The sequence below is a fragment of the Sandaracinaceae bacterium genome (assembly GCA_020633055.1).
Taxonomy (GTDB): Bacteria; Myxococcota_A; Polyangia; order Polyangiales; family Houyiibacteriaceae; genus JADJJE01.
In genome coordinates, this window is sequence record JACKEJ010000005.1 from 297,503 (window position 1) to 322,823 (window position 25,321).

19 protein-coding genes and 1 pseudogene are annotated in these 25,321 nt (G+C 71.1%); 14 read left to right on the top strand and 6 right to left on the bottom strand.

Translation table 11 applies throughout. The features are described 5' to 3' along the window. Positions 1–44: 44 nt before the first annotated feature. From H6726_06115 to pncA, 5 genes are read left to right on the top strand one after another with little or no spacing between them, the layout of a single operon-like run. Positions 45–2,627 (top strand): AMP-binding protein, encoded by a 2,583-nt coding sequence (locus H6726_06115; protein ID MCB9657211.1) that lies wholly within the window; start codon positions 45–47, stop codon positions 2,625–2,627. Further along, positions 2,624–4,129 carry a nicotinate phosphoribosyltransferase gene (gene pncB / locus H6726_06120; GenBank protein ID MCB9657212.1) on the top strand — a complete coding sequence of 502 codons (1,506 nt, stop codon included), beginning with the start codon at positions 2,624–2,626 and terminating at the stop codon, positions 4,127–4,129. Before H6726_06115 ends, pncB begins: the two co-directional genes overlap by 4 nt. 23 nt (positions 4,130–4,152) lie before the next feature. Further along, positions 4,153–5,076 carry a ribose-phosphate diphosphokinase gene (gene prs / locus H6726_06125; protein ID MCB9657213.1) on the top strand — a complete coding sequence of 308 codons (924 nt, stop codon included), beginning with the start codon at positions 4,153–4,155 and terminating at the stop codon, positions 5,074–5,076. Further along, complete coding sequence (nadE, locus tag H6726_06130; GenBank protein MCB9657214.1) at positions 5,073–7,055, top strand: NAD(+) synthase; 1,983 nt, start codon at positions 5,073–5,075, stop codon at positions 7,053–7,055. Before prs ends, nadE begins: the two co-directional genes overlap by 4 nt. A 60-nt stretch (positions 7,056–7,115) precedes the next feature. After that, on the top strand, positions 7,116–7,727 hold the full coding sequence (gene pncA / locus H6726_06135; GenBank protein ID MCB9657215.1) for a bifunctional nicotinamidase/pyrazinamidase: 612 nt from the start codon (positions 7,116–7,118) through the stop codon (positions 7,725–7,727). Between the two features lie 103 nt (positions 7,728–7,830). Here the strand turns inward: pncA and H6726_06140 are convergent, their stop codons facing one another. Then, on the bottom strand, positions 7,831–7,980 hold the full coding sequence (locus tag H6726_06140; protein ID MCB9657216.1) for a hypothetical protein: 150 nt from the start codon (positions 7,978–7,980) through the stop codon (positions 7,831–7,833). 879 nt (positions 7,981–8,859) lie between these two features. Between H6726_06140 and H6726_06145 the strand changes: the two genes are divergently transcribed. The 3 genes from H6726_06145 to H6726_06155 are packed head-to-tail and all read left to right on the top strand — an operon-like array spanning position 8,860 to position 12,880. Then, a complete protein-coding gene (locus H6726_06145; GenBank protein MCB9657217.1) occupies positions 8,860–10,146 on the top strand; it encodes a hypothetical protein in 1,287 nt (428 codons plus the stop codon). After that, the gene (locus H6726_06150) at positions 10,143–11,441 is read left to right on the top strand and encodes an outer membrane protein transport protein (GenBank protein MCB9657218.1); all 1,299 of its coding nucleotides are present in this window, start codon (positions 10,143–10,145) and stop codon (positions 11,439–11,441) included. Before H6726_06145 ends, H6726_06150 begins: the two co-directional genes overlap by 4 nt. Then, positions 11,438–12,880 carry a hypothetical protein gene (locus H6726_06155; GenBank protein ID MCB9657219.1) on the top strand — a complete coding sequence of 481 codons (1,443 nt, stop codon included), beginning with the start codon at positions 11,438–11,440 and terminating at the stop codon, positions 12,878–12,880. The genes H6726_06150 and H6726_06155 overlap by 4 nt, the downstream gene beginning before the upstream one ends. A gap of 57 nt (positions 12,881–12,937) precedes the next feature. Here H6726_06155 and H6726_06160 read toward each other — a convergent pair whose 3' ends face one another. Continuing rightward, on the bottom strand, positions 12,938–14,701 hold the full coding sequence (locus tag H6726_06160; protein MCB9657220.1) for a hypothetical protein: 1,764 nt from the start codon (positions 14,699–14,701) through the stop codon (positions 12,938–12,940). A gap of 143 nt (positions 14,702–14,844) precedes the next feature. On the opposite strand from H6726_06160, the gene H6726_06165 reads away from it, so the two are divergent. From H6726_06165 to H6726_06175, 3 genes are read left to right on the top strand one after another with little or no spacing between them, the layout of a single operon-like run. Next, positions 14,845–15,498, top strand: coding sequence for a hypothetical protein (locus tag H6726_06165; GenBank protein MCB9657221.1), 654 nt, complete (start codon positions 14,845–14,847; stop codon positions 15,496–15,498). Further along, a complete protein-coding gene (locus H6726_06170; protein ID MCB9657222.1) occupies positions 15,495–15,821 on the top strand; it encodes a YkgJ family cysteine cluster protein in 327 nt (108 codons plus the stop codon). Before H6726_06165 ends, H6726_06170 begins: the two co-directional genes overlap by 4 nt. Before the next feature lie 46 nt (positions 15,822–15,867). After that, positions 15,868–16,395 carry a hypothetical protein gene (locus H6726_06175; GenBank protein ID MCB9657223.1) on the top strand — a complete coding sequence of 176 codons (528 nt, stop codon included), beginning with the start codon at positions 15,868–15,870 and terminating at the stop codon, positions 16,393–16,395. 360 nt (positions 16,396–16,755) lie between these two features. On the opposite strand, the gene H6726_06180 is transcribed toward H6726_06175, so the two are convergent. The 4 genes from H6726_06180 to H6726_06195 all read right to left on the bottom strand — a co-directional run bounded on the left by H6726_06180 (position 16,756) and on the right by H6726_06195 (position 20,361). Beyond that, positions 16,756–18,219 (bottom strand): NupC/NupG family nucleoside CNT transporter, encoded by a 1,464-nt coding sequence (locus H6726_06180; GenBank protein MCB9657224.1) that lies wholly within the window; start codon positions 18,217–18,219, stop codon positions 16,756–16,758. 183 nt (positions 18,220–18,402) lie between these two features. Then, on the bottom strand, positions 18,403–18,846 hold the full coding sequence (locus H6726_06185; GenBank protein MCB9657225.1) for a hypothetical protein: 444 nt from the start codon (positions 18,844–18,846) through the stop codon (positions 18,403–18,405). Between the two features lie 247 nt (positions 18,847–19,093). Further along, a complete protein-coding gene (locus H6726_06190; GenBank protein ID MCB9657226.1) occupies positions 19,094–19,579 on the bottom strand; it encodes a YajQ family cyclic di-GMP-binding protein in 486 nt (161 codons plus the stop codon). Between the two features lie 176 nt (positions 19,580–19,755). Continuing rightward, positions 19,756–20,361 carry a hypothetical protein gene (locus H6726_06195; GenBank protein MCB9657227.1) on the bottom strand — a complete coding sequence of 202 codons (606 nt, stop codon included), beginning with the start codon at positions 20,359–20,361 and terminating at the stop codon, positions 19,756–19,758. Between the two features lie 319 nt (positions 20,362–20,680). On the opposite strand from H6726_06195, the pseudogene H6726_06200 reads away from it, so the two are divergent. The 3 genes and pseudogenes from H6726_06200 (at position 20,681) to H6726_06210 (ending at position 25,318) form a co-directional block, all read left to right on the top strand. Next, positions 20,681–22,706: pseudogene (locus H6726_06200) on the top strand (protein meaA). Positions 22,707–22,716: 10 nt separating this feature from the next. Beyond that, positions 22,717–23,721 (top strand): protein kinase, encoded by a 1,005-nt coding sequence (locus H6726_06205; protein ID MCB9657228.1) that lies wholly within the window; start codon positions 22,717–22,719, stop codon positions 23,719–23,721. A gap of 121 nt (positions 23,722–23,842) precedes the next feature. Beyond that, on the top strand, positions 23,843–25,318 hold the full coding sequence (locus H6726_06210) for a hypothetical protein (protein ID MCB9657229.1): 1,476 nt from the start codon (positions 23,843–23,845) through the stop codon (positions 25,316–25,318). The last annotated feature ends 3 nt before the right edge of the window (positions 25,319–25,321 follow it).

Here is a 25,321-nt window from a genome sequence, read left to right on the forward strand (position 1 = left end):
CGCGTCGTCGGCCTCGAGGCGACCAGGGCCGGGACGCGTGGTACATGCCGCCGGTGTCCATGTTGCTCCCCCGCCTGATGGAACCCGACGACGCCGACGCCTTGCGCATCGACGACGTCACACTGAGCTACCGCGCCCTCCGCGCTCGCGTCGACGCGCACCTCGCGCGTCTCGAAGCGGCGGACGTGCGTACAGGCGACCGCGTGGGCGTGTTCACCCACGCGAGCATGGAGGTCGCCGCCGCCTTGCTGGCGCAGCTCACGCACGGGGTGGTCTCCGTGCCGCTCAACCCGGCGCTCGGCGCGCGGGAGCTGGAGCACGTCCTGCGTGACGCCGCGCCGCGCAGGGTGTTCGTCGACGAGGCGCACGCCGAGGGGCTCCGCGCGGCGACGCCGCTGCCGGGGCTGCACGAGGAGCTCCAGCTGCTGCGAGGGAGCGACCTGCCACACGCCACGTCGGAGGGGGCGCTCACGCCGCGCCCCGTCGCGGACGACGTGGCCCTGATCCTCTACACCTCGGGGACTACTGGAGCGCCGAAGGGGGCGCAGCTGAGCAGCCGCAACCTGGCCGCCAACCTCGACGCGCTCGCCCAGACGTGGGGATGGTGCGCGGAAGACGTCGTCGTGCACGCGCTGCCGCTGTTCCACGTCCACGGTTTGGTGTTGGGGCTGCTGGGCGCGCTGCGGGTGGGTGGCGCCCTGCATCACGTGTCGCGCTTCACGCCGCTCGCTCTGAGCGCCGCGTTGAGCGAGGCGCCGGCGGGCAGAGGCGTGCTCTTCGCGGTGCCCACGATGTACCACCGTCTGCTGGACGCGGCGGACGCGGGTGGTCCGAACGCGGCCGTCATCGCCGACGCGCTGCGGCGCGCGCGCCTGCTCGTCTCGGGCTCCGCCGGGCTCTCGACGCGCGAGCACCGCCGCGTCGAAGCGCTGAGCGGGCGCGGCGTACACGAGCGCTACGGCTTGACGGAGACGCTCATCAACTGCGCGGTACCCGCCGACGGGCCGCCCCGTCCTGGGTACGTCGGGCCGCCGCTCCCCACCGTCGCGCTGCGCCGCGTCGACGAAGCGCGCCGACCGCTGCCCCCGAGCGCCGACGACGACAGCACGCTGGGCGAGATCGCGGTGCGCGGACCGAGCGTGTTCCTCGGCTATCTCGACCGCCCCGATGCGACGCGCGAGGTGCTCGACGACGACGGCTGGTTCTACACGGGGGACCTGGCGACGCGGACCCCCGACGGGGCCCTGCGTATCGTGGGGAGGCGCAGCACGGACCTGATCAAGACGGGTGGCTACAAGGTGGGCGCTGGTGAGATCGAGGCTGCCCTGCTGGAGCACCCCGCAGTGGCCGAGGTGGCCGCCGTGGGCGTGCCGGACGAGGACCTGGGCGAGCGCATCGTGGCGTTCGTCGTGCCGCGCGCGGGGGTCGCCGTGGAGGTGGACGCGCTACGCACGCACTGCGCCACGCTCCTGACCCGCCACAAGCAGCCCCGCGCGTTCGAGTTGGTCGAGAGCTTGCCGCGCAACGCGATGGGCAAGGTGCAGAAGCGCCGCTTGCTCGAGGGGCGGGAGCCGCCCGTCCGCGCCCCAGCGGCCCCCGCGAGCACGGCGAGCACGGCACCCGAGGTGCGTGTCGACCGCTTCACGGGCTACCCCGTGATCGTGTCCTCCGTGCGCGCGAAGATTCGGCACGGGCGCGACCCCGGCGCGGGTCTGCCGCAGCCCGCTGGGCCCTGCCCTTTCTGCCCGGGCGCCGAGGACCACACCGAGCCCACCGTGGTGCGCGTGCCGGCCGACCCGACGCAGCCGTGGCGCGTGCGCTTCGTCCCCAACCTCTACCCATGGGTGTTCGAGTCGCTCGAGGGCGCGACCTTCGCGCCTCCTGCCGGCGGTCTCGCCGCGCCAGCGCTGGGGGTGCACGACGTGGTCATCGAGCACCCCGAGCACGCGCTGGACCTGGTGGACTACGACGAAGCGCACATGACGCTGCTGCTCACGGCCCTGCGTGACCGGATGCGTGTGCTGGAGCAGACTCCCGGTGTCGTGAGCGTCAGCCTGTTCCGCAACCGCGGGCGACGGGCGGGCAGCTCGCAGCCGCACCCCCACGCACAGATGATCGGGGCGAGCGTCGCCGGTCCCACCCAAGCCGCGCGCCGCGCGCGCGCCTACGAGCACTTCGTGGAGACCGGGACCAACATCCTCGCCGCGCACATCGCGAGCGAGCGCGAAGCCGCCGTCCGCGTGCTGCTCGACGATGGCGAGTGGTTCGCGTCGTGCCCCTTCGCACCCCGCCACCCGTACGAGGTGCTGGTGGCGCCGACGACCGCAGGCAACGCTCCACCGGCGCCCTTCTCGGCGCTCGACGACGGCGCCCTGCGCGCGCTGGGCGGCCACCTGCAGCGGCTCGCGCGCGCCGCGCTGCAGGCATCGGGCAAGACCGACTACAACCTCGTCTGGCACCAGCTGCCGGTCGCGGAGCGAGAGGCAGCGCACGCCTACTTCGCGATCGAGATCGCCCCACGCGGCGGCGGCGGTGCGGGCTTCGAGCTGAGTACGGGGCTCGCGATGAGCTCGACGCCTCCCGAGGTCACGGCCGCGCGCATCCGTGCGGCGCTCGAAAACCCATGACCGTCGCGGACGCTTCGTGTACGACACGAGCGATGTCCGCACTGTCGCCGCTGCTCACCGACCTGTATCAGCTGACCATGGCGCTCGGGTACTTCCGCGCCGGGATCGCGCAGCGCGAGTCGTGCTTCCACCTGCACTTCCGGCGCTGCCCCTTCGAGGGCGGCTACGCGATCGCCGCAGGCCTCGAGCAGGCGCTCGACTTCCTCGAGGCGCTGCGCTTCAGCGAGGCCGAGTGCGCCTACCTCGCGACGCTGCTGGACGCGCAGAAGCAACGCCTCTTCCCCGACGACTTCCTGCAGTTCCTGCGCGACACCCCCAGCGGGCTCGAGGTGGACGCCATCCCGGAAGGGACGGCGGTGTTCCCGCACGAGCCGCTGCTGCGCGTGAGCGGCCCGCTCTACCAAGCCCAGCTGGTGGAGACGGCGCTGCTCACCATCGTGAACTTCCAGACGCTCGTGGCCACCAAGGCCTCGCGCGTCGCGCACGTCGCGGGCGCCCGGCCCGTCGTCGAGTTTGGGCTGCGGCGCGCCCAGGGAGTGGATGGCGGGCTGGCGGTGAGCCGCGCGGCGTACCTCGGGGGCTGCACGGGCACCAGCAACGTGCTGGCCGGCATGCGCTACGGCGTGCCCGTCACCGGCACCCACGCGCACAGCTGGGTCATGGCCTTCCCGGACGAGCGCACGGCGTTCGAGGCCTACGCCGACGCCATGCCGGGCAACTGCATCTTCCTGGTGGACACCTACGACACGCACACCGGCGTCGGCATCGCCATCGAGGTCGGTCGCCAACTCGAGGCGCGTGGCAACCGGCTGAACGGCGTGCGCTTGGACTCGGGGGACCTCACGGCGCTGTCCAAGGACGCGCGCGCGCAGCTGGACGCAGCGGGCATGTCGGACGCCAAGGTGGTGGCCAGCAACGACCTCGACGAGTACCGCATCGACGCGCTCCAGCGGGAAGGCGCCACGATCGACATCTACGGCGTGGGGACGCGGCTATCGACCTGCTACGACCAGCCCGCGCTGGGCGGGGTGTACAAGCTCGCGGCGCTGGCGGACGAACACGGCGTGCTCACGCCGCGCATCAAGCTCAGCGAGCAAGCCATCAAGGTCTCGCTGCCCGGGCGCCTGCTGGCCAAGCGCATGTACGATGGTGAGGTGCCCGTGGGGGACGTGCTGCTGGACCTCGACCACAGCGCTGGGGCGCAGGACGAAAGCGCGCCCCTCGCGCTGTGCTCGCTCGCGACGGGAGAGCCCGTGGCCACCCCAGAGCACACGCGTATCGAGAGCCTCTCCGTGCCAGTGATGCGGGCGGGCCAGCGGGTCGCGGCGTCACCGGCCCTCGCCGACGTCCGCGCGCGCGCAAAGCGTGAGCTGGCCGGGCTGCCCGCCGCGCTCAAGGCCCTCACGAGCACGGGCGAGTATCCCGTGTACCTGGACGCTCACGTCGCGCAGTCGCGCAGCACGCTGATGTCCGAGCGCCGCAGCACGGAGGCCGTGTCGTGAGCGCGCCGCTCCTCCACGGGCCCGTGCTGGTCTTTGCGACGCGCACCTACGCGTCTCTCGCCGAGCGCCTCTGCGCGTACGAGGAGCTGCAGGCCGGGACGCTCGAGCGGCGTCAGTTCCCGGACGGGGAGCGCTACCTGCGCATCACCGAAGCGTGCAGCAACCGCGACTGCGTCGTGCTGGGCGGCACCATCAGCGACGCCGACACCCTCGAGCTCTACGACCTGGCCTGCGCGCTGGTGCACCAGGGCGCGCACACGCTGACGCTGGTCATCCCGTACTTCGGCTACCAGACCATGGAGCGCGCCGTGAAGCCCGGCGAGGTGGTCGTCGCCAAGACCCGCGCGCGCCTGCTCTCCAGCATCCCCACGGCGGGCAGCGGCAACCGCGTGGTCCTGCTGGACCTCCACGCGGAGGGCATCCCGCACTACTTCTCGGGCAGCATCCGGCCGCTGCACGTGTACGCCAAGCCCGTCATCATCCCGATGCTGCGAGAGCTGGGCGGTGACGACTTCGTGCTCGGCGCGACCGACGCGGGCCGCGCCAAGTGGGTCGAGTCGCTCGCCAACGACATCGGCGTGTCTGCCGGCTTCGTGTTCAAGCGCCGCCTGAGCGGATCGGCCACCGAGGTCACCGCGCTCGCTGCGGACGTGGTGGGTCGCAAGGTGGTCATCTACGACGACATGATCCGCACCGGGGGCTCGCTGATCGGGGCTGCGCGCTCGTACCTCTCGGCGGGCGCGGCCGAGGTCGCGGCGGTCTGCACGCACGGCGTGTTCCCGGGCGACGGCCTCGCCAAGCTGCGCGACTCCGGGCTGTTCACGCACGTGGCGTGTACGGACTCGCACCCCAACGCCGAGTCCTTCGGCGACGACCCCTTCCTGCGCGTGACCAGCATCGCGCCCGTGCTGCGCGACGCGCTCGCGACCCAACGAGGTGCCTCATGAACCGCATCCACGCGGCCATCGCCGTCCTCAACCAGACCCCGTTCGCTTGGGACGAGAACCGCGCCAACATCGAGGCGGCCATCGCCGAGGCGCGCCGCCGTGGGGTCACGCTGCTGTGTCTGCCCGAGCTGTGCATCACGGGCTACGGCTGCGAGGACATGTTCCTGGCGTCGTTTCTCCAGGAGCAGGCCTTCCACACCCTCGAGCGCCTGCTGCCGCTGACGCGTGGGATGATCGTCAGCTTCGGCATGCCCGTGCTGCACCGGGGCTGCGTCTACAACACCGCCGCGCTCGTCGTCGACGGGGAGATCGCGGGGTTCGTGGCCAAGCAGTTCCTCGCGGGGGACGGCATCCACTACGAGCCGCGCTGGTTCAAGCCGTGGCCCACTGGGCGCCGCGCCACGCTGGAGCACGGCGAGCGCCGCTACCCCATCGGCGACCTCACGTTCGACGTGGGTGGCGTGCTGCTGGGCTTCGAGATCTGCGAGGACGCGTGGGTCGCGCGCCGCCCGGGCGCCAGCCTGTCGCTGCAGGGCGTGGACGTCATCCTCAACCCCAGCGCCAGCCACTTCGCGTTCGGCAAGCAGCGCATCCGGCGGCGCTTGGTGCTGGAGGGCTCGCGCGCGTTCGGCGTGAGCTACCTCTACGCCAACCTGCTGGGCAACGAAGCGGGGCGCGCCGTGTACGACGGCGGCGGGATGATCGCGGCCGCCGGCAGCCTGCTGGCCGAGACGGTGCCTTTCTCGTTCGCGGGGTCTGGCGTGTACGACGCGGTGCTGGACATCGACCACACGCGCCTGATCCGCGCGCAGTCGGCCAGCTTCCGGCCCGAGGTGGAGGGGGACGAGCGCTGCGTGCGTGTGCCCTTCGACCACGACCCGGTGCCCGCGCGGCGCCACGAGGTGCAGCCCCCCCCGTGGGTGGAGGGCCCTCACCGCAAGGAAGAGGAGTTCACCCGCGCCATCGCGCTCGCGCTCTTCGACTACATGCGCAAGTCGCACGCCCAGGGCTTCGTCGTGTCGCTGAGCGGCGGCGCGGACTCGGCCGCGTGCGTGCTGCTGGTGTACACGGCGCTCCGGCTCGCGGCCGCCGAGCTGGGCTGGGAGGGCCTGTCCAAGCGGCTCGCGCACCTGCGCAGCATCGGCCGAGCCAGCAGCGTGGACGAGCTGATGCCGCACCTGCTGACCACCGCCTACCAGGCCACCCAGAACAGCGGCGACGTGACGCGCAACGCCGCGCGCGCCATCGCCGAAGCCGTGCACGCGGACCACTTCGAGCTGGACGTCGACGCCCTCGTGAAGAGCTACGTCGCGCTCATCGAGGGCGCCGTCGGGCGCCCGCTCACGTGGGAGCAGGACGACGTCACGCTGCAGAACATCCAGGCACGCACGCGCAGCCCCAGCATCTGGATGCTCGCGAACCTGCGCTCGCAGCTGCTGCTCTCCACCAGCAACCGCTCCGAGGCGGCCGTGGGCTACGCCACGATGGACGGCGACACGAGCGGCGGCGTCTCCCCCATCGCGGGCATCGACAAGGCCTTCCTGCGGCAGTGGCTGCGCTTCATGGAGAGCACCGGGCCGCACGGCCTCGCCCCCACCCCGGCGCTCGCGCACATCAACCGACAGCAGCCCACCGCCGAGCTGCGGCCCCGGGCGGCCGAGCAGACGGACGAAGGCGACCTGATGCCCTACCCGTTGCTGGACGCCATCGAGATGGTGGCCATCCGCGACAAGAAGGGCCCGAGCGACGCGTTCGACCTGATGCGCGCCGAGTTCCCCCAGTACGCCCCCGAGCAGCTGCGCACCTGGGTGGTGCGCTTCTTCCGCTTGTGGTGCCGCAACCAGTGGAAGCGCGAGCGCTACGCGCCCTCGTTCCACGTGGACGACAAGAACCTGGACCCCAAGACCTGGTGCCGCTTCCCGATCCTGTCGGGCGGCTACGAGCTCGAGCTGCGCGAGCTGCTCGACCGCACGCTCTGACACCGGGGGGGCACAGCCCGCTGCGCGGCGCCGCGCGCGAGCACGACAAGGAAAGACACGATGCACGCCGATGACCACGCCCTCGTCCTGGTGGACCTGCAGCCGGACTTCCTCCCCGGAGGCGCGCTGGCCGTCGCCGAGGGTGACTTGGTGGTGCCCTATGCGGTCGCGCGCATGCAGGAATTCGGCTGCATCGTCGCGACGCAGGACTGGCACCCGCCCGACCACGGCTCGTTCGCCAGCCAGCACCCGGGCAAAGAGCCCGGTGAGCTGATCGAGCTGCACGGGCTCACCCAAGTGCTGTGGCCCGACCACTGCGTGCAGGGCACCGCTGGCGCCGAGCTGTGCGCCGAGCTCGACCGTGAGCGCATCACCGCCGTGTTCCGTAAGGGCAGCGACCCGACCGTCGACAGCTACAGCGGCTTCTTCGACAACGGCCGGCGGCACGCGACCGGCCTCGGGGACTGGCTGCGGGAGCGCGGGGTGCGCGCGCTGAGCGTGCTGGGGCTGGCCACGGACTACTGCGTGAAGTTCACCGCCCTGGACGCGCGCGAGCTCGGGTTCGAGGTGACGCTGCTGAGCGCCGGGTGCCGTGGCGTGGAGCTGAAGCCCGGCGATGTGGCCCGGGCGCTCGACGAGCTGCGCGCGGCCGGGGTGCAGATCGCGGAGTGAACGGGGAACGGTGGACCGCGGTCCGCCTGGCAGCCCCGCATGGAGGGCGCCTCGGGTCCCTGCAGGCCCATTCGATGATACAGTTCACCTCTGGTTGTTTCTGCTATCGGTGAGTCGTGCACTTCTGATACACCAGCGCCACGGTGATGGAACGCACGACGAAGGTCTGGTCGACGTGGCTGGGGCTCGCGCTCTTGGCGGGTGCCTCTTGCGGCTGTGGGGACTCGGGAGCCACCCCGCCACGGCCTGACATGGGGCCACCGCCCCGCGACGGCATCTGTAGCCCACAAGAAGGCGCCGTGAACCTCGCGGGCCAGTGGGCGGCGCAGGCGGACCTGCAGGTGGAGCTCACGGGCCTCCCCCGGGCGCTGGTCGCGCTGTGCCCAGACCCTCAGGTGCGTCCGTCTCGCCTGACCATGCGCGCCGTGGTCTCGGACGATGGGAACGGTGACGGCGTGTGGTCGCGCTCCGGGTGTGCCGCCTCGATCACCCACCATCACCGGGAGCGCGTTCCGATGCCCGGAGGATCCACGGCGACGCCGACATCGGATCTGATCAGCGGGCGTTCGGCGCCCTGCTGCCGACGCTGGACGTGGGCTTCAACAGGGCTGCCGATCGAGCGCCGGCGGCACCGCGTTCCGGACCCACCTCTGTGGTGACGTGGGCGCGAACCTGGGCGACACCGGCCCCTCCCGCTGGGACCTCGGCCTGCCAGGCTGCATGACCGCCGGGACCACGGAAGAGTCCGTGCCCGGCTACGAGTCGCCGTTCGGCGAGGACGGCGACGAAACTCGGTGTCACGCCCTGGCCAACAGCGGCGAGGGAGGCCTCGTGGAGGTGAGGCGTACAGTCGCCGTGCGAATCGCTCCGTCGTTCGACGGCATCATCAGAACCCCAACTGTGGACGGCCAGGTGTCGCTCAACCTCGACTTCTCCATCGTGGACAGCGACGTGCGCGTGGTCGGCCTCGGGCTCTCGACAGGCGCGGTGACGCCAGAACATCCCGCCGCTCAACTTCCTCCCCACCAGCCGCTTGCTGCTGCGCGCCGACCAGCAGGGGCTCGACTTCGACGACGGCGACGACAGGACGGTACGTGCGCAGAGATCCTGAACAACGAGGGCAGTTCCAGCGATGAGGCGAACTCCACGGAACAAGGTCGCGGCGGCCGCGCTGCTCGCCGCGCTGGTCTGCGCGCTCGGCGCTCCCCGGGCCCGCGCCAACGCTGGCGACGTCGCGGGCTTCGGTTCGGAGGCCATCGCGCGCGGCGGCGCCATGACGGCGGTCGCGGACGGCGCAGAGGCCCTCCACTACAACCCCGCCGGGTTGATCGCGGCCGAGCGCGCCGAGCTGAGCGTGGGCTACATGCGCTTCCTGTCCACGCTCAGCTGGACGGGGGTCGCGGGTGGCACGCCCGAGACGCACGACGAAGACATCCTGAGCCCTGACAACATCACCGTCGGGCTGGTCGTGCCGCTCGGGCGTGTGTCCATCGGCGCATACATCAGCACGCTGCCCACGGACCTCTTGCGCCTGCGCATCGAGACCACGGCGGACCCCACCTTCGGGTACTACGCCAACCGCACGCAGCGGATCGTCTTCCTGCTGGGCGGTGCGGTGGACCTCGGCCATGGCTTCTCGTTCGGCGGTGGTGTCAGCGTGTTCGGCGGCGTCGATGGTCTCGTGCTCGCGTCCGAGGGCCCCACCCGTGACGTCGAGCCGGGCATCTTCATCAGCGCCGACACCGCCCTGTCGGGGATGCTTGGCCTGCGCTACGAACTCAACGAGCACGTCCGCTTCGGCCTGACCTACCGGCACCGCTTCCGGGTCCCCGTGAAGATCCAAGCAGACAGCACGGTGGGAAACGTGCCGCTGAACATCACCTTCCGACTGGACGGCATTCAGACGCCCTACGAGCTGGCTGCGGGTGCCGCGGTGGACGTGGGCATCGCGCAGCTGTCGCTGGACGCGACGTGGCAGCGCTGGCGCAACCTGCGGGCGCCCTGGATCAACGTGAACACCATCGTGACGGGGCTCCCGATCGAGAACCCGCCCATCGAGCGCGCGTACCGTGACGCGTTCGACCTGCGGTTGGGCGCGCAGATCCAGCAGAACCTGTCCGAGCAGTGGACGGTCTTCTACCGGGCGGGGGCTCGCTTCGAGACCTCGATGGGCACGTCGCAGCCTGGGCTCACCACCATGATGGACGGCAACAAGCTGGGCATCGCAGGGGGCCTCGGGGTGCGCTTCGGCAACTTCTACGGCCTGCCGGTCACCGCGGACGTGCACTTCTCGATGGACCACATGTTCTCACGCACGTACGTGAAAGCGCCGGACTCGGGCTCGCGCTTCGAGCGCGTGACCGGCGGCGGTCAGGTCATGACCATGGGCTTCACTCTCACGCTGGGGCTGACGCAATGATCCAGACGCGCACCATCGTCGCCGCGCTGGCGTGGCTGCTCCCACTGACGACCGCGCTGACCGTCGCGCGCGCCACACCGACCGAGCAGATCGGCTTCGGCACGCGCGGCCCAGGCATGGGCAACGCGATGGTGGCTGGCCCAGACGCTCTCGGCGCGCCCATCTACAACCCCGCGGCAGGCGTCCATGGCACGGGCAGCTACGAGTTCAGCCTGGGCTACTCGTACGCCGAGCTCTCCATCGACGTGAACGGCCGCGACCCGAACACGCTCCCCGTCCGTGGCTTCTCGCTTGCGGGCGCCGTGCCGTTCGACATCGGCCGCGCACACATGGCGTTCAACCTGGCGGCCTACGTGCCCGACCAGTTCCTGCTGCGCGCGCACACCGTGCCCGGGACCGAGCAGCGCCTGGTGATGTGGGACAACGGCCCGCACCGCCTGGTCATCAACGCGACGCTGGCGGTGCGCCTCGCCAGCTGGCTGTCGGTGGGCTTCGGCGCATCCATCTTGGGCGCCGTGCGGGGCAACCAAGTCGACTTCCAGCTGGACGCGGACCCTGCCGGGACGCGCGCCGAGAGCACGCTCTCGATCGACTACCCCATCCTGGCCGCGCCCGTCGTCGGGGTGATGGTCACGCCCATCCCCGAGCTGCGCCTGGGGGCGCGCTTCACGGACGAGCTCGCGCTCACCGTGCAGCTGAACGTGCTCGCCACGGTGCGCGTCCCGGGCACGCCCGTGGACGGCGACTTCAACTTCCGGTTCCGCGGCCCGAGCGGCTTCACGCCCCGCGAGCTCGTCATCGGCGGCAGCGGCGACATCGGTCGCTTCACGCTGAGCGCGGAGCTGGCGTGGCAGCAGTGGTCACGCGTCGATCAGCTGACCGCGCTGGTGCTCGTCGACGTGAACCTGGGCGCGCCAGTGCCAACGACCTCGTTCATGGAGCCCGACCCCGGGCTCCGGAACACCTGGACGCCGCGCTTGGGTGTCGAGTACCGGCACCCCCTGGCCGAGGGGCGTGAGCTCCAGCTGCGCGCGGGCTACTGGTTCTCGCAGACGCCCGTTCCGCTGCAGACGGGCGTGACCAACTATGCGGACGCGAACCGACACGCGGGCACGGTGGGCGGGACCTACTCGTTCGACGTGTCCGGCACGCGCGTCGGCCTCGAAGGCGCGTTCCAGCTCCAGTACATGGAGCGGCGCGTGAGCCCCAAGGACGATCCCACCTCGTCGGGCGGAGACCTTTCGGTGGGGGGACCGATCTACGTGTTGTCGCTGGGCGCGAGGGTGTCGCTATGAACACGCATGGAAAGAGCCAGAGCGGGCGGAGCGCCCTCCTGCGAGCCGGGGTGGCGGGTGCTCTGATGGTCGCGGCGGCGTGCGGCCTGGCGCCGCAGCCGGAGAGCGACGGCGTCCGGGTGCGAGACGGAGTTGCGCCCTACGCCGATCAGGGGAGCCTGCAGTTCTGCATTGGCACTCAGCGGCTGCTGCCGAGCGTCTCGCGCGAGGGGACGTGCCGCGCGGACGAGCAGGTCCCGTCGGCGTGCGAGACCCACGAAGACTGCCTCACGCCGGAGTCGTGCGTCTGCGGCCAGTGCATGGTGCAGTTCTGCGAAGCCACCTCGGACTGCCGCGACGGCCTGGTGTGTGCCGGGCGGCCCAAGCGCTGCCAACCGCGCTGCGACAGCGATGAGCAGTGTGGCCCGTACGGGGTGTGCAACGGCGGCGCGTGTGAAACGGCGTGCTGGGACCAGAGCGACTGCCCCACCGGTGAGCTGTGCCTGGTGGGACGCTGCGCCGCGGTGGGCTGTGGGCCCGATGGCCCGAACTGCTTCGACGGCGAGACGTGCCTGGTGCAAGCCGCGGTCGGCGCGGTGACCGGCGTCTCGGCGATCACCGCGGACGATGTCAGCGACACGGAGGCGAGCACGCGCGTCGTGGCGTTCGCCGAGCTGCAGACGCCCTCGGCGATGTCGTCCATCGTGCGCTTCGAGAGCGCGGACGGACGACGCTTCGTCGCGACGCCTGGGCAGGGCATCCTCCCCCCTGGCGGGGCGACGCGGCTCTCGAACCCGGCCGTGCTGCGAACGCCCGACGGCCTCTACCTGTTCGTCGAGGTGGACGGCGGGTCGTCCATCGCGCGGGCGCTGGACCCGAGCGGGGCAGGCACGTCGGTCAGCACGTTCGAGACCGTCGCGACCCCCGCCGGCTGGGCCAGCGAGCTGCACGCACCGAGCGCGGCGTACGTGAACGAACGCGTGGTGTTCGCCGTCGCCGGTGCGGCGAGCGAGGGTGTGGGCGTGGGCTACCTGGACGGCGCGACGTTCACCCTGGGGGCCACCGCGACGCTGACCCCCGCGTCGTTCGAGGACCCCGAGCGCTTCGTCGGGGTCACGACGCTGGGCGGTCCGGATCTGCGCGTCGAGCGCTCCTCGGCGGGACGCAACATCCTGCGCCTGTACGCCGACGCCTACGGCACGGCCCTGCCCGTGGGCATCGAGGGCGGCTCGCTGGACGTGCCCACGTCGAGCGTCGTGTTCGCGGCGGCCGTCGTGCCGGACGAGGGCGACGCGCTGCCGTTCGTCATCGCCGCCGACAACCCGACCTTCGGCCGCGTGCAGAACTTCGCGCCCCTCGAGGAGTACGACCCCAGCGTCGTGCGGATGGGGAACACGTACCTGATCTACTTCGCGGACGACGTGGGGCCGCGGGTGGCGCAGAACCCCGTGCGCGACTGAAGGCCTCGGACGCGAGCTCGGTAGCGCGTTGCAGGCCAGCTGCGAACGCGGTCGGCCCTACTCGTCCAGGTCGAGCCGCAGCGAGCCGCCGCCGAGGCTGAAGCTGCTGGGGTCCCCCATCAGGATGGTGGGATCGCCGGGCTGGCCGTGCTGGATGGGGCTCTCGCGCTCGTCGTCCGAGAGCAGCGAGGGACCGCTGCCAGCCGCTCCTCCGAGACCAGGCGCGCCACCGAGACCCGGGACCCCGGGCACGCCGTCGAGGCTCAGGCCGGAGCCCAGCTCGAACTCGTCGTCTTCCCAGTCCTCGTCAAGCGCGTCGTCCTCGAGCTCGTCCAGCTCGTCGTCCTCGATAGGCTCCTCGAGCGCCGTGGGCCCGAGCATCTGCAAGATGAGCGCGCTCACCCGCTCGCGCATGGACTCCGGCGTGAGCTCCACCGCACGACGAGCTGCACGTCGCATGGCGTCGAAGTCGCCAGCCTGGCGAAACACCTGCGCCACCTGGATGTGCGCCTGGGGGTCGAGCCCCGCCTGGGTGAGCGCCTGACGCGCGTAGCGCACGGCCTCCCCCGGGTTGCCCGTCTCCAGCTCCAACATCGCGAACCACACGGCGAGCTTCTGCAAACCCGGCTCGAGCCGGCGCGCCTCCTCGAGCTCGTCTCGCGCGCGCCCGTCTTCTCCGCCTTGGAGATAGATGAGGCCGTTGAAGGCGTGCGCCAGCGCGTAGTCGGGGAACTCCTCGAGCGCTGCCGCCACCTCGCGGCTCGCGCCATCGAAGTCGTTGGTGGCGATGAGCACACCGGCCCGCGAGAGGCGCCGCGGTGCGTCCGCCCGGATCTCGGCGGCGGAGCTGAGCTCGCGGATGGCCTCCTCGTGCGAGCCGCTGCTCAGCAACACGGCAGCGCGGACGCCGCGCGCATACGGGGCGCGACCATCCAGACGCAGTGCGTGCTCGGCGCGCTGCATGGCGCGTGGGCCGTCATGCTGATGCACGTTCCTGTAGAGCGCGTCGAGGCTCATCATGGCCGCGACGGCCTGCGTGTCGTCGAGGACCCGCACCGCCCCTTCGGCAGGCGCGCTCGTGCGGCCCCCGTAGGGGTCCAGGTACGTGGGGTCGCCGACTCCGGGCTCGCCTTCGTAGACGGCCACCACGAAGTAGCCGATCTGCCCTGAGGGGTCGGGGGGCCGACGGTCGCCTTCGAACCTCCACGCCTCGGCGAGCATCGCCGGAACGCCGGCCGAGCGCAGCGCCGCCACGGCCGCCCCCGCCACCTCGAGCGGATAGAGGTGCTGGTCCGCCTCGTCGAGGTCGTCCGCCACGGCGGACGGAAGCTTGGGCGCCGTCTCGCGCGGGACGTCCATTGGCCACGCGACGAACGCCCCCGCGGCAGCGCGCTCACGCAGCAGCGCGACCACGCCACGGGCCTTCTCGAGGGCCCCCGACTTGCCCTCCGTCCCCTGCTCCCCGAGGTGGGTGATGGCGTCGTTCGCGCTGAAGAACCCCACGTAGGGCTCGGGCGTGACGTCACGCGCCGCGAGGTGCCCCTGCAGCTCCGTGCGCGACAGCGGATGCATGGGGACGTCGCCCGCCACGGCGGGGGTCCCCGCGCTGCGGTTCATCAACAGATAGCCACCTCCGAGCAACGCCACCGCGAGCAACGCCGCCGCGGGCGCCCACACGTTGCGCTCGCCGGACGCTGCGCTCGCCTTCGGCTCCTCGCGGGCCTCGAGCCCTCCTTTGCGCATGCAGGAGGGGCAGCGCTTGGGAGGCTCGGTGCCCTCGTGGTCGAAACGGTGATCGCAGTGAACGCAGAGATATCGCATGTCTGGCGGCCAGCATGGCGCGGATCGGAAGGGCATGCCAACGCGGGGCCTGGCCGCCTGGCCGCCCTGCGCAACCCATCGAGAGCCCGCGCGATTCTCGACGTGCCGCTCGACCGAGGGACGGGGGCGGACATACTGCGCACATGGGTTCCTCCGAGACGGTGCGAGAGCGTGGGGCAGGAGCGCCGCGAGGGTCCCGTTCGGGACGCTCGTCCACGGGCAGGGCGCGGCGACGAGTCGACGCGGGGCTCGCGCTGCTGCTCACGTTCAGCGCCATCGGGTGCAGCGAGGGGCCGCCCGCGCCCCCCGACGAGCCCCCGGAGATCCCGCCTGGGCCGCGTCAGACGCCGAGCGGGCGCATGCCATACGGCGACCTGGACACCCTGTTCCCGGAGCGACTCGGGCCCTACGAGCGCAGCGGCGTCACCGAGCGCAACCACGCCGAGGTGAACGAGGTGCACATCCCCAGCGCCCGGCAGCAGTACCTGGACGGTGAGCGCGAGGTCGTCATCGAGGTGTTCGACGCGCGCATGGCCGCGGTGTTGGCTCAAGGCTTCTACGCGGCCCGGATGCTGGAGTCGGATACGCTGGACGAGCTGGTGCGGGCCGAACGCGTGGCGGGCCAGGACGCGCTGCTGACGTGGACGCGCGCTGACGCGGAGAGCGCCGTTCAGGTGATGCTGCCTGGCGGCGTGCTGGCCCAGCTGCGCGTCTGGCCCGCCGATCGACGGGACCACGCCCTGCAGCTGCTGGCCGCGGTGGACCTCGAGGGCCTCGGGAGGCGGCTGCACCGATGAGCGCAGACGACCCGGCGGAGCTCGACTGCCTCACCTGTGGGGCCTGCTGTCGCACCGGCCACGACGGGCGCATCCTGATACCTCCCGAGGACCTGCTGCGCTGGAAGGAGCTCGGCCGCACAGACATCGCAGACGCGATCCAGCCAGGACACTTCGGCCTCGTGGCCTTCGCGACACACGCGGACGGCAGCTGCGTGCACCTCGGGACCGAAGCCAGCGACAACGCCTGCCGCATCTACGCGCTGCGGGGCACCACGTGCCGCGAGTTCGAGCGCGGAAGTTCACAGTGCATGGAATTTCGGCGCGACTTCGGGGTACGCTGACGCGCACATCCACACGGGCATGGCCCGTCCGACCCAGGAAGACACGATGAAAAAGACCCGCTACGGCATCTCCGGCTGCGCCCTCGTGGCCCTCACGGCCCTCGCGCTCTCCGGTTGCGGCCTCTTCGGACCGCCCGAGCCCGTCAACCAGACGCACAACGGGAGCCTTGCCACCGGTGATGACATCAACTCCACGGACGGCTCGCTGCAGGACGACTACACCATCCGTGTGCAGCAGGGCTGGGTCATCACGGCCGTGCTCAGCGCCCCCCAGTTCGACCCTTACGTGTGGATCCTCTCGCCCAACCAGTCGAACGCCCAGCAGCTGGCTTCACAACCGGGGACACACGTCGTGACGCTCACGCACACGGCGGAGACCTCGGGCAATTTCATCGTCCGCGCCAACAGCAACACGGCGGGCCAGACGGGTGACTACAACCTGCAGATCACGGCTGGCCCCCCGGGCACGGCCGCGCCCGCCCCGGCCCCCGCGGCCGCCCCCGGCGCCCCGGTCCCGCCTCCCGGCGCCCCGGTCCCGCCCCCGGGTGCCCCCACCGCCCCGCCCGCACAGTGATGTCCGGGCGGATCGCGATCACCTGAGGTTGCTGACCCGAACTCTCAGAGGCCGTCTCAGAGACACCACGAGTCCCTATTCATGGGCACCTCGGACTGAGGAGCTGTCTCAGAACGGCAGACCATCCTGAAACAGGGGCACCCCGGACTTCAATACTGAAGTCCGGGGCAGCATCCTTTCGAGCACCCGGCTACCGCCGGGCACTCGGAAAAGTCCTCCCCACAAGGGGGAGGACTGTCTTGCTCGGCCCATCGACAGGTTTGCAGGCAAGGCGCGACGACGAGTCGATGCGTGCATCGGCGGGGAGGAGCAACGCCGCCTGCGGGCCTTCGGACAAGCCAAACTCGCCAGCATCGCGCTCTAAACGGCGCCCGCCACGCTGGCCGTCATGCACGCCGCCAACGCACCGCCGATCATCGCCCGCAGACCGAGCCGCGCCACGTCCGCGCGCCTGCTCGGCGCGATGCTCCCGATGCCGCCCACCTGGATGGCGATCGAGCTGAAGTTCGCGAAGCCGCAGAGCGCGTACGTGACCAGCACCACCGAGCGCGGAGAGAGCGCCTCGGGCGTGGTGCGCAGGGTCTCCCCCAGGTGCAGGTAGGACACGAACTCGTTCAGGACGATCTTCTCGCCCAAGAACCCCGCGACGAGACCGCACTCCCCGACGTCGACACCCATCAGGAACGCGACCGGCCAGAACACGACGCCCAGGATCTGCTCGAGCGTCACTGCCGTGGCGCTCGCCCCCGTGAGATGGTTGTAGGCGTCGAAGGGGACGGCCAGCAGCGCGTTGGCGAGCGCCACCAGCGCCACGAAGGCGAGCAGCATGGCGCCCACGTTGAGCGCCAACATGAGCCCCTCCGACGCCCCCCGCGCCGCGGCCTCGATGACGTTCGCGTCGACCTTCTCGAGAGTCAGGTCCACGCCAGATGCCGTGGCGGAGGTCTCGGTCTCGGGCTGCATGACCTTCGCGATCACCAAGGCAGCCGGCGCGCTCATCACGCTGGCTGCGATGAGGTGGCCCGCGATGTCGGGGAAGTACGCCTGCAGCATGCCGACGTAGGCGGCCAGCACGCCGCCAGCCACCGTCGCGAACCCGCCCACCATGATGGCCATCAGCTCGGAGCGGGTCATCGCGTCGAGGTACGGACGGACCACCAACGGCGCCTCGGTCTGTCCCACGAAGATGTTGGCGGCCGCAGACAGGGTCTCCGAGCCGCTGGTGCGCATGGTGCGCTGCATGACCCAGGCGATGGCCGCGACCATGCGCTGCATCACACCCACGTGGTAGAGCACCGCCATCAGCGCAGAGAAGAAGATGATGGTGGGCAGCACTTTGAGCGCCAGCGGCGCGCGCGCCAGGAAGGTCCCAGCCTCCCCCGGCTGAGCCCCCACCCAGAGGTCCGTGGTGTACGCGCCGAACAGGAAGCTCGTGCCGCGGTCGGTGTAACCGAGCAGCGCGACCACGCCGTCGTTCAGGAACGAGAAGAGCGCCAGGCCCACCCGCGTCTTCAGCGCGAACAGACCGAACAGGAGCTGCAGGCCGAGGCCCCACGCAATGATGCGCCTCGGGATGCGGCGCCGATCGCTGGACATCAGCCACGCGAGGCCCACGAACGCAAACAGACCGAACGCGCTGGTGAGGCGCTGCGTGACGGTGGACTCGGGCGCGCCACGCTGCGCCGTGAGCGAGATGGGCTCGGGCGTCGCGTCCGCCTGGGCCGCCGCCGGCGCGTCGTCTTGGGCACTCGCAACAACGGGGCGCAGCGTGAGCGCGAGGCTGGCGAGGAGGGCGAGCACGACCAGCGGGCGAGCGACGGGCATCAGGCTTGCTGGCGTATCACAGCCGGCCACTCGGGTGGCGCAGGAATGCGCTGCGCCACCATCCGCGCTGCCGCGCCAGGCTCTGCGCGGGCCGCTCCCCAGGCGACAGTGTGGTCGGCGGACGGAAGCCCGTGCTGCTTGGACGGGAGGGACGCGCGGTGCAGCCGAAGGCAGGCGAGCGCGTCAGATCCGAAGCCCCACGCCGACGTATGGCCCCACGCCGAACGCGCGCTGCTCGAACGCCTTGCCGGGCATGTGGACATCGAAGTCGGCGCCCGCGTGGATCATCCAGTCGCGGCTGCCGCGCAGGTGGATCTCGATGCCCAGCTGCGACACCAGGGTGGGCGAGAAGCGCAGCGTGCGGTCCAGCTCGTTGCCCCACCAGCTCAGCCGGAGACCGCCCATCAGGTAGGGCACCAGCGTCTCGTTCACCTCGAAGCGCAGGCGCGCGCCGAAGCCGACGAACGGACCGTACGCCGTGACGCGCCCGGAGCCCAAGGGGTCTCGGGCGCCGAACTGCTGGAAGCCGGCGTGCCCCTCGATGACCAGGATGTCGATGGCGTACCCGGCGCGCACCGTGAGCTTGGTCCCGAGCGACGGGTCGTAGGCGTCCTCGCTGTCCAACATCCCGCAGGGGCCAGCGCGAGACGTTGAGGTGCCGGCGACCGGCCACCTCCTCCTGAGCCTGAGCGCGCGCGGCCAGTGGCAGCGAGGCCCACGTCAGGAGCGCGAGCGCGAGGGCCCCGGCCCCGGCGGCGAAGCCGAGGCGACGCGGGTGCCGAGCAGACCGATGCCGGGTGGGGCTCACGGGTGTCGCGTGTCTCACGGAGGAGTGGGTCATGAGCGAGCTTCTGGGGGCCACGCCGGCCGAAGGTCAATCGCGGAAGTTCTTGTACTGGAGCGACATCTCGAGGTCTTGCCCGCGCAGGTAGGCGATGGCCTCTTGGAGGTCGTCGCGCTTCTTGCCGCTGACGCGGACGACGTCGCCCTGGATGCTGGGTTGCACCTTGAGCTTGCTGTCCTTGAGGGCCTTCACGACCTTCTTGGCGCCGTCCTTGTCGATGCCCTGCTTCAGGTTGATGACCTGCTGGCTGGCACCTCCGCCCACCGCCTTGATGGGCTGCGCGTCCAGCGCCAGCAGCGACACGCCGCGCTTCACCAGCTTGCCGTGCAGCACCTCGAGCACGGCGGCCACACGGTTCTCGCTGTTGGCGCGGATGACGATGGTCTGGTCCTTGAGCTCCACCGACGCGTCCGTGCCCTTGAAGTCGAAGCGCTGCGCCACCTCCTTCTGGGCCTGGTCCAGGGCGTTCTTCACTTCTTGCAGATCCAGCTCGGACACGACGTCGAATGTCGGCACGCAACAGCTCCTTCGAAAGGGTCGAGAGCGTCGCCGGGAGCGCGCTCGCGCATGCACCCGAGCACACGCGGGGCTCACCGTATCGGTGACCGTGCGGGTCCGCAAGCGGCGGACGTGCGGTGTCGCCATGGACCGCTCGTGTCCCGCGTCACGCGGCGTCGTTGGACGTCTCGGTCTCAGGGGAGCGCGAGCAGTCGCCCGTGCTGTCCTTCGTACGAAGGGAGCCCGGCCCGCATCGCGCCGACGTGCGGGCGCCGGGGCGGGTCGTTCCAGGCGTAGTCCAGCTGGCGCAGGAGCTCACCGCGCACCTGCTGATAGAACGACGAGGCTTCTCGCACGGCGGAGACGAAACGCAGACTCTCGAACTCGAGAGGCGCGAGCTCGGACGGATGGACGCAGCGCAGCGTGCCCGCCCCGTCGCGCCAGGTGAGCAGCAGGTGCGCGCCGTGGATGTGGAGCGTGCGCTCGCCCGAAGCACACTCTCCCATCTCGGCGGCCGCCTCGAACCACAGCCCGGCGTAGCTGACGTAGTCGAGGGTCACCGGCAGAAAGTCCGCCTGGTCCTCGGCGAAACCCCACGGACCGACGGTGGACCAGAAGAGCAGACCGCCACAGAGGTCGTAGGGCGTGGGTGACCGAACGCGCCACCACGCGTCCAGGAGCCGCCGGACACGCACGCGGCCATCGGCTCGGACGAGCGCGTCGGCCGGGATGAAGTGCGCCTCGAAGTCTCGACGCGACGGGTCGATGGGCGAGACCTTGAAGCAGAAGCGCGCGCGCATGCGGAGCGCCCACAGCGTAGCAGCCCCACTCGCGCCCCGCCCTCTGCCTGGTGCGCATCCGGAGCGTGCGCCCGGATGGTCGGTGGGGCAGCCCCAACGGCAAGGCGAAGCACCTGAAATGCAACGCGTTTCACCATTCGTCCGGCGTCGCCGCGAATTGACAGGCCCTCCCCTGCGCACTAGCGTTCGACTCATGACGCGCAGCGGCATCCGCTGTCGCCGTGCGTCACGTCCCTCCCCTGGCCGCGACCCCACGCCACGTGACACGCTCCGTGGAACAAGGCGCGGACCCACCCGCAGCCCCGGAAGCGAGCAGATCATGAGCCCGAAGGCCCACCAATTGGTCACCAAGGCCGGCGACGTCCTCGACCGCGAGACGCCCTGGATCTTCCGTACGTACGCCGGTCACAGCAGCCCGCGCGCGTCCAACGAGCTCTACCGCAAGAACCTGGAGGCGGGCCAGACCGGCCTCTCCATCGCGTTCGACCTGCCCACCCAGTGTGGCTACAGCTCGGACCACAGCCTGGCGCGGCCCGAGGTGGGCAAGGTGGGCGTGCCCATCAACTCGCTCGACGACTTCCACGTGCTCTTCGATCAGATCCCCCTCGATCGGATGAACACGTCGATGACCATCAACGGCACGAGCATGTGGTTGCTGGCGCTGTACGTGGCGCTGGCGCGCGAGCGCGGCACGGACGAGAAGCTGCTGCGCGGCACCACGCAGAACGACATCGTCAAGGAGTACCTGGCACGCGGGACGTACATCTTCCCGCCCGAGGCCAGCCTGCGCATCATCGCCGAGATGTACGAGTGGTGCCTGGAGCGGGTGCCCAACTGGAACGCCAGCAACATCTGCTCGTACCACCTGCAAGAGGCTGGCGCGACGCCAGGACAGGAGCTGGCCTTCGCGCTGGTCAACGCCATCGGCACGCTGGACACGCTCAAGGAGCGCGGGCACTTCACGCCCGAGCAGTTCGAGCAGGCCGTGGGGCGCATCAGCTTCTTCGTGAACAGCGGCATCCGCTTCGTCGAAGAGATGTGCAAGATGCGCGCGTTCGCGGAGATGTGGGAGGAGATCACCACCGAGCGCTACAAGGTCGCGGACAAGCGCATGCGGCGCTTCCGCTACGGCGTGCAGGTGAACTCGCTGGGCCTGACCGAGAACCAGCCGGAGAACAACGCCTGGCGCATCCTGATCGAGACGCTGGGCGTGACCCTCAGCCGCAACGCCCGCTGCCGCGCGCTGCAGCTCCCCGCCTGGAACGAGGCGCTCTCGCCGCCGCGCCGTGGGACCAGCAGTGGTCGCCGCCTGCAACAGATCTCGCGTACGAGACGACCTGCTCGAAATGCCGGACCTATTCGACGGCAGCCCCGTCATCGCCAGCAAGGTCGCGTCCCTCAAGGAGACCGCGTACGCCGAAATCGAGAAGATCCTCGAGATGGGCGGCGTGAAAGCAGCCATCGAGAGCGGCTACATGAAGTCCGAGCTGGTGCGCAGCATGAGCGAGCGCATGGGGCGCATCAACACCGGTGACCTCACCGTGGTGGGCGTGAACAAGTGGCAGGACGGCATCCCCTCGCCCCTGCTGGGCGGCGAGGACGGCGGCGTATTCAAGATCGACCTGAGCGAGGCGGACGAGACGCGCGCCGGGCTCGAGGCGACGAAGAAGAAGCGCGACGCGGCGCGCGTGGCGCAGGCGCTCGAGGCGCTGAAGGCGGCCGCGAAGAGCGGCGAGAGCATGATGGAGCCCAGCATCGAGTGCGCCCTCGCGCGCGTGACGACGGGCGAGTGGGCCGACGCGCTGCGCGAGGTGTTCGGCGAGTACCGCCCGGCCACCGGCATCGAGGGGCAGCGCCTGACGCTCGAGGGAGAGCGCGTCGAGGCCCTGCGCCGCCGCGTGACCGACCTGGTGCAGACGCTGGGTCACCGCCCGCGCATGGTGGTCGGCAAGCCTGGTCTGGACGGGCACAGCAACGGCGCCGAGGTCATCGCGGTGTCGGCGCGCCACGTGGGCTTCGACGTGATCTACTCGGGCATCCGCCTGACGCCGGAGCAGATCGTGGAGAGCGCGGTCGAGGAGAACGCCGATGTGATCGGCGCGTCCGTGCTGAGCGGCAGCCACCTCGAGCTGGCGGACCAGCTGATGGGCGGCCTGCGTGAGGCGGGCGCCGCGGACGACGTGCTGGTGGTCTTCGGCGGCATCATCCCGCGCGACGACTTTGCGACGCTGCAGCAAAAGGGCATCGCGCGCGTGTTCACGCCGGCCGACTACGAGCTGATCGACATCATGGAGCAGATCGTGACGCTGCTGGAGACGCGCCATCAGCGCAGCGCCGCCGAGTGAGCCGCACCGCATGCCCGGTGACGGACAGAAGCAGGCGCCGGGCGCGGGGCTGAGCGAGCAGCACGCGCAGTGGATCGACGCGGCGCTCGACGCACACAAGTTCAGCACCGCGCGGCTGATCTCGCTGTTCGAAGACCAGCGCCCCGAGGCCGTCCCCCAGCGGGCGGCCGTGCTGGCCGCGCTGGATGCGCACCCGCGCGCGCGGCGGGCCACGTTCTTGGGCATCACGGGCACCCCCGGCGCAGGCAAGAGCACGCTCACGGGGCAGCTCGCGCGGCGCATGCACGAGACCCGCAGCGACCTGCGCTTCGCCGTGCTGGCGGTGGACCCGAGCAGCCGCTTCTCGGGCGGGGCGCTGCTGGGCGACCGCACCCGCGTGCGCTTCGCCACCGGGGACACGCGCCTGTTCTTCCGCAGCCAGGCGAGCGACACCGAGCTGGGCGGTCTGTCGCCGCGCAGCTTCCAGGTGTGCCGGCTGCTGTACCGCCTGTTCGACTGCGTGCTGATCGAGACCGTCGGAATCGGCCAGAGCGAGGTGGACATCCGCTTCCTGGCGGACCGCGTGTACCTCGTGGTGCAGCCCATGGGCGGCGACGAGATCCAGTTCCTCAAGGCGGGCATCATGGAGGTGCCCGACGAGATCGTGCTGAACAAGTGCGACGCGGTGGACGCCGCGCGGCGCAGCTATCAAGCGCTGAAGAGCAGCATGGCGCTGGCGCGGCCTTTCGACGGGGACCACATCGCCATCCACCGGGTCAGCGCCACGGAGGGCATGGGCCTCGACCGCTTGGCGGGGGTGCTGCTGCAGGCAACGGACGCGTACCGCGCGGACTCGCTGCGCGGCAAGGAGGAGCACTACTTCGCCAAGTGGGTGAAGGAGGAGTTCGGGCGGCGCGGCTCGCTCTACCTGCGCGAGCACCACGAAGGCGCGCGCGAGTACCTGGATGCCCACGGCAGCTTCGACGCCGCCGAGGTCGCCTTCGAGCGCGAGTATGGCGCGGGCCGGCGAGGCTGACGTGCGCTCGGGGACGCAGGCGCACGTGTCGAGGCCCCTTCGAGGGACGGACCGCGGGCGTCCCTCGGGTGTTTGCCACGGCGCGCCTTGCTGGGCGGAGCGTGCACTGCGACGCGCGGTCTTGCTGAGCGTCCTCGCCTCCGGCGCGTGTGCGTCGGCCCCGCTGCGCCCGCAGCCGCTCGGGTGGGAGTCCGTCGCGTGGCGCGCGTGCCCTGCGGACGTGCCTGGCGCCGAGCGGGCCGAGTGCGCGCACGTCACGGTGCCGCTCGACTGGGACGAGCCCACGGGGGAGACCATCACGGTGTTCGCCCGGCGCTTCCTGCCGGACGGCGCGCCTCGAGGGCAGCTGTGGGCGCTGGACGGGGGACCGGGCGAGCCCGGAGATGGCCTGTCGCAAGGCGAGCTCGTCGACACGGTGCTGGGCGCAGGGTTCGAGCTGGTGGTGCCCACGCACCGGGGCAACGCGTACGGCACGACGCTGCAGTGCCCCGGCGCCACGGACGAGCCCAGCTGCGTCGCCGCGCTGCACGCGCAGTGGGGCGCGGGGCTGCGGCACTTCGAGGCGCGCCAGGCAGCCCGTGATGTGGCGGCGCTCGCGACGGCGCACCGGCCGGTCGCGCCCGGCACGGCGCGCATCTTCGGCGGGTCGTACGGGACCATCTGGCTGCAGCGCACGCTGCAGGTGGCGCCCGGGCTGTTCCACGGCGCGTACATGGACGCCGTGGGAGACCTGGACGCCGACTTCGAGCACATCGGCGCGTGGTTCGACGCGGCCGGGCGCGCGCTGCTGGACCGCTGCGAGGCCGACGATGTGTGTGCCGCGCGTTTCCCCGGGGGCGTCCAGGCGGCGGCCGACCAGGTCCACGCGGACGCCGTTCTGGGTGTCGGCTGCGCGGGTACCCTGGGGGTGGGGCTGGACGAGCTACAGGCCCTGTTCTCGCGCTTGCTGCAAGGCACGCGCGAGCGCGCGCTGATCGCACCGCTGCTGCATCGCGTGCAGCGCTGCTCGGACGGTGACCAGCGTGCGCTGCGGGCCGCGCTCGCGAGCGCGCCGCCACCGCCGCCGACGTCCCCGCGCTTCAACCCGCTGCTCAACTGGACCGCGATCTACCGCGGGCTGTACCACGTCTCCGCCAGCCCCGCCGAGCTCGAGGCACTCGCCGCGGCCAGTCTGTTCGACAACGGCGCCATGGTCGTGTTGGCGCGGCGTCGGGCCGAGTTCCCGGACGACTTCGACGACCGTACGGAGCGCGGAGACATCGACGCCTACACGGGGCCAGTGCACCTGGTGCAGGGCGCGCTGGACCCGCTCACCCCGGAGCACTTGCTGCCCGCGGTCGAGGCGCGCTTCGGGAGCGCGCAGGTACACACGCTCGTGCTGCCGGACGGTGGGCACGCCTCCCCGCGCTTCACGCAGCGCGCCGACGGCGAGCGGTGCACCATGCGCTGGCTGGGTGGGTTCCTGGCGGACCCCAGCGACCCGTTCGACACAGCCTGCCTCGGCGACGTACCCGCCCTCGACGTCGCCGCGACGCAGCCCGCCACCCAAGACGCATCCGAAGCGTTCTGGGGCACGCGCGACCCGTGGGACGGCTAGCGG

What these genes read in the sequence shown, in the direction of transcription:
- H6726_06115 (MCB9657211.1), top strand. Translation starts at nt 45, where the DNA reads ATGCCGCCGGTGTCCATGTTGCTCCCCCGCCTGATGGAACCCGACGAC.
- pncB (MCB9657212.1), top strand. Translation starts at nt 2,624, where the DNA reads ATGACCGTCGCGGACGCTTCGTGTACGACACGAGCGATGTCCGCACTG.
- nadE (MCB9657214.1), top strand. Translation starts at nt 5,073, where the DNA reads ATGAACCGCATCCACGCGGCCATCGCCGTCCTCAACCAGACCCCGTTC.
- pncA (MCB9657215.1), top strand. Translation starts at nt 7,116, where the DNA reads ATGCACGCCGATGACCACGCCCTCGTCCTGGTGGACCTGCAGCCGGAC.
- H6726_06140 (MCB9657216.1), bottom strand. Translation starts at nt 7,980, where the DNA reads ATGTCAGGCCGTGGCGGGGTGGCTCCCGAGTCCCCACAGCCGCAAGAG.
- H6726_06145 (MCB9657217.1), top strand. Translation starts at nt 8,860, where the DNA reads ATGAGGCGAACTCCACGGAACAAGGTCGCGGCGGCCGCGCTGCTCGCC.
- H6726_06150 (MCB9657218.1), top strand. Translation starts at nt 10,143, where the DNA reads ATGATCCAGACGCGCACCATCGTCGCCGCGCTGGCGTGGCTGCTCCCA.
- H6726_06155 (MCB9657219.1), top strand. Translation starts at nt 11,438, where the DNA reads ATGAACACGCATGGAAAGAGCCAGAGCGGGCGGAGCGCCCTCCTGCGA.
- H6726_06160 (MCB9657220.1), bottom strand. Translation starts at nt 14,701, where the DNA reads ATGCGATATCTCTGCGTTCACTGCGATCACCGTTTCGACCACGAGGGC.
- H6726_06165 (MCB9657221.1), top strand. Translation starts at nt 14,845, where the DNA reads ATGGGTTCCTCCGAGACGGTGCGAGAGCGTGGGGCAGGAGCGCCGCGA.
- H6726_06170 (MCB9657222.1), top strand. Translation starts at nt 15,495, where the DNA reads ATGAGCGCAGACGACCCGGCGGAGCTCGACTGCCTCACCTGTGGGGCC.
- H6726_06175 (MCB9657223.1), top strand. Translation starts at nt 15,868, where the DNA reads ATGAAAAAGACCCGCTACGGCATCTCCGGCTGCGCCCTCGTGGCCCTC.
- H6726_06180 (MCB9657224.1), bottom strand. Translation starts at nt 18,219, where the DNA reads ATGCCCGTCGCTCGCCCGCTGGTCGTGCTCGCCCTCCTCGCCAGCCTC.
- H6726_06185 (MCB9657225.1), bottom strand. Translation starts at nt 18,846, where the DNA reads ATGTTGGACAGCGAGGACGCCTACGACCCGTCGCTCGGGACCAAGCTC.
- H6726_06195 (MCB9657227.1), bottom strand. Translation starts at nt 20,361, where the DNA reads ATGCGCGCGCGCTTCTGCTTCAAGGTCTCGCCCATCGACCCGTCGCGT.
- H6726_06205 (MCB9657228.1), top strand. Translation starts at nt 22,717, where the DNA reads ATGCCCGGTGACGGACAGAAGCAGGCGCCGGGCGCGGGGCTGAGCGAG.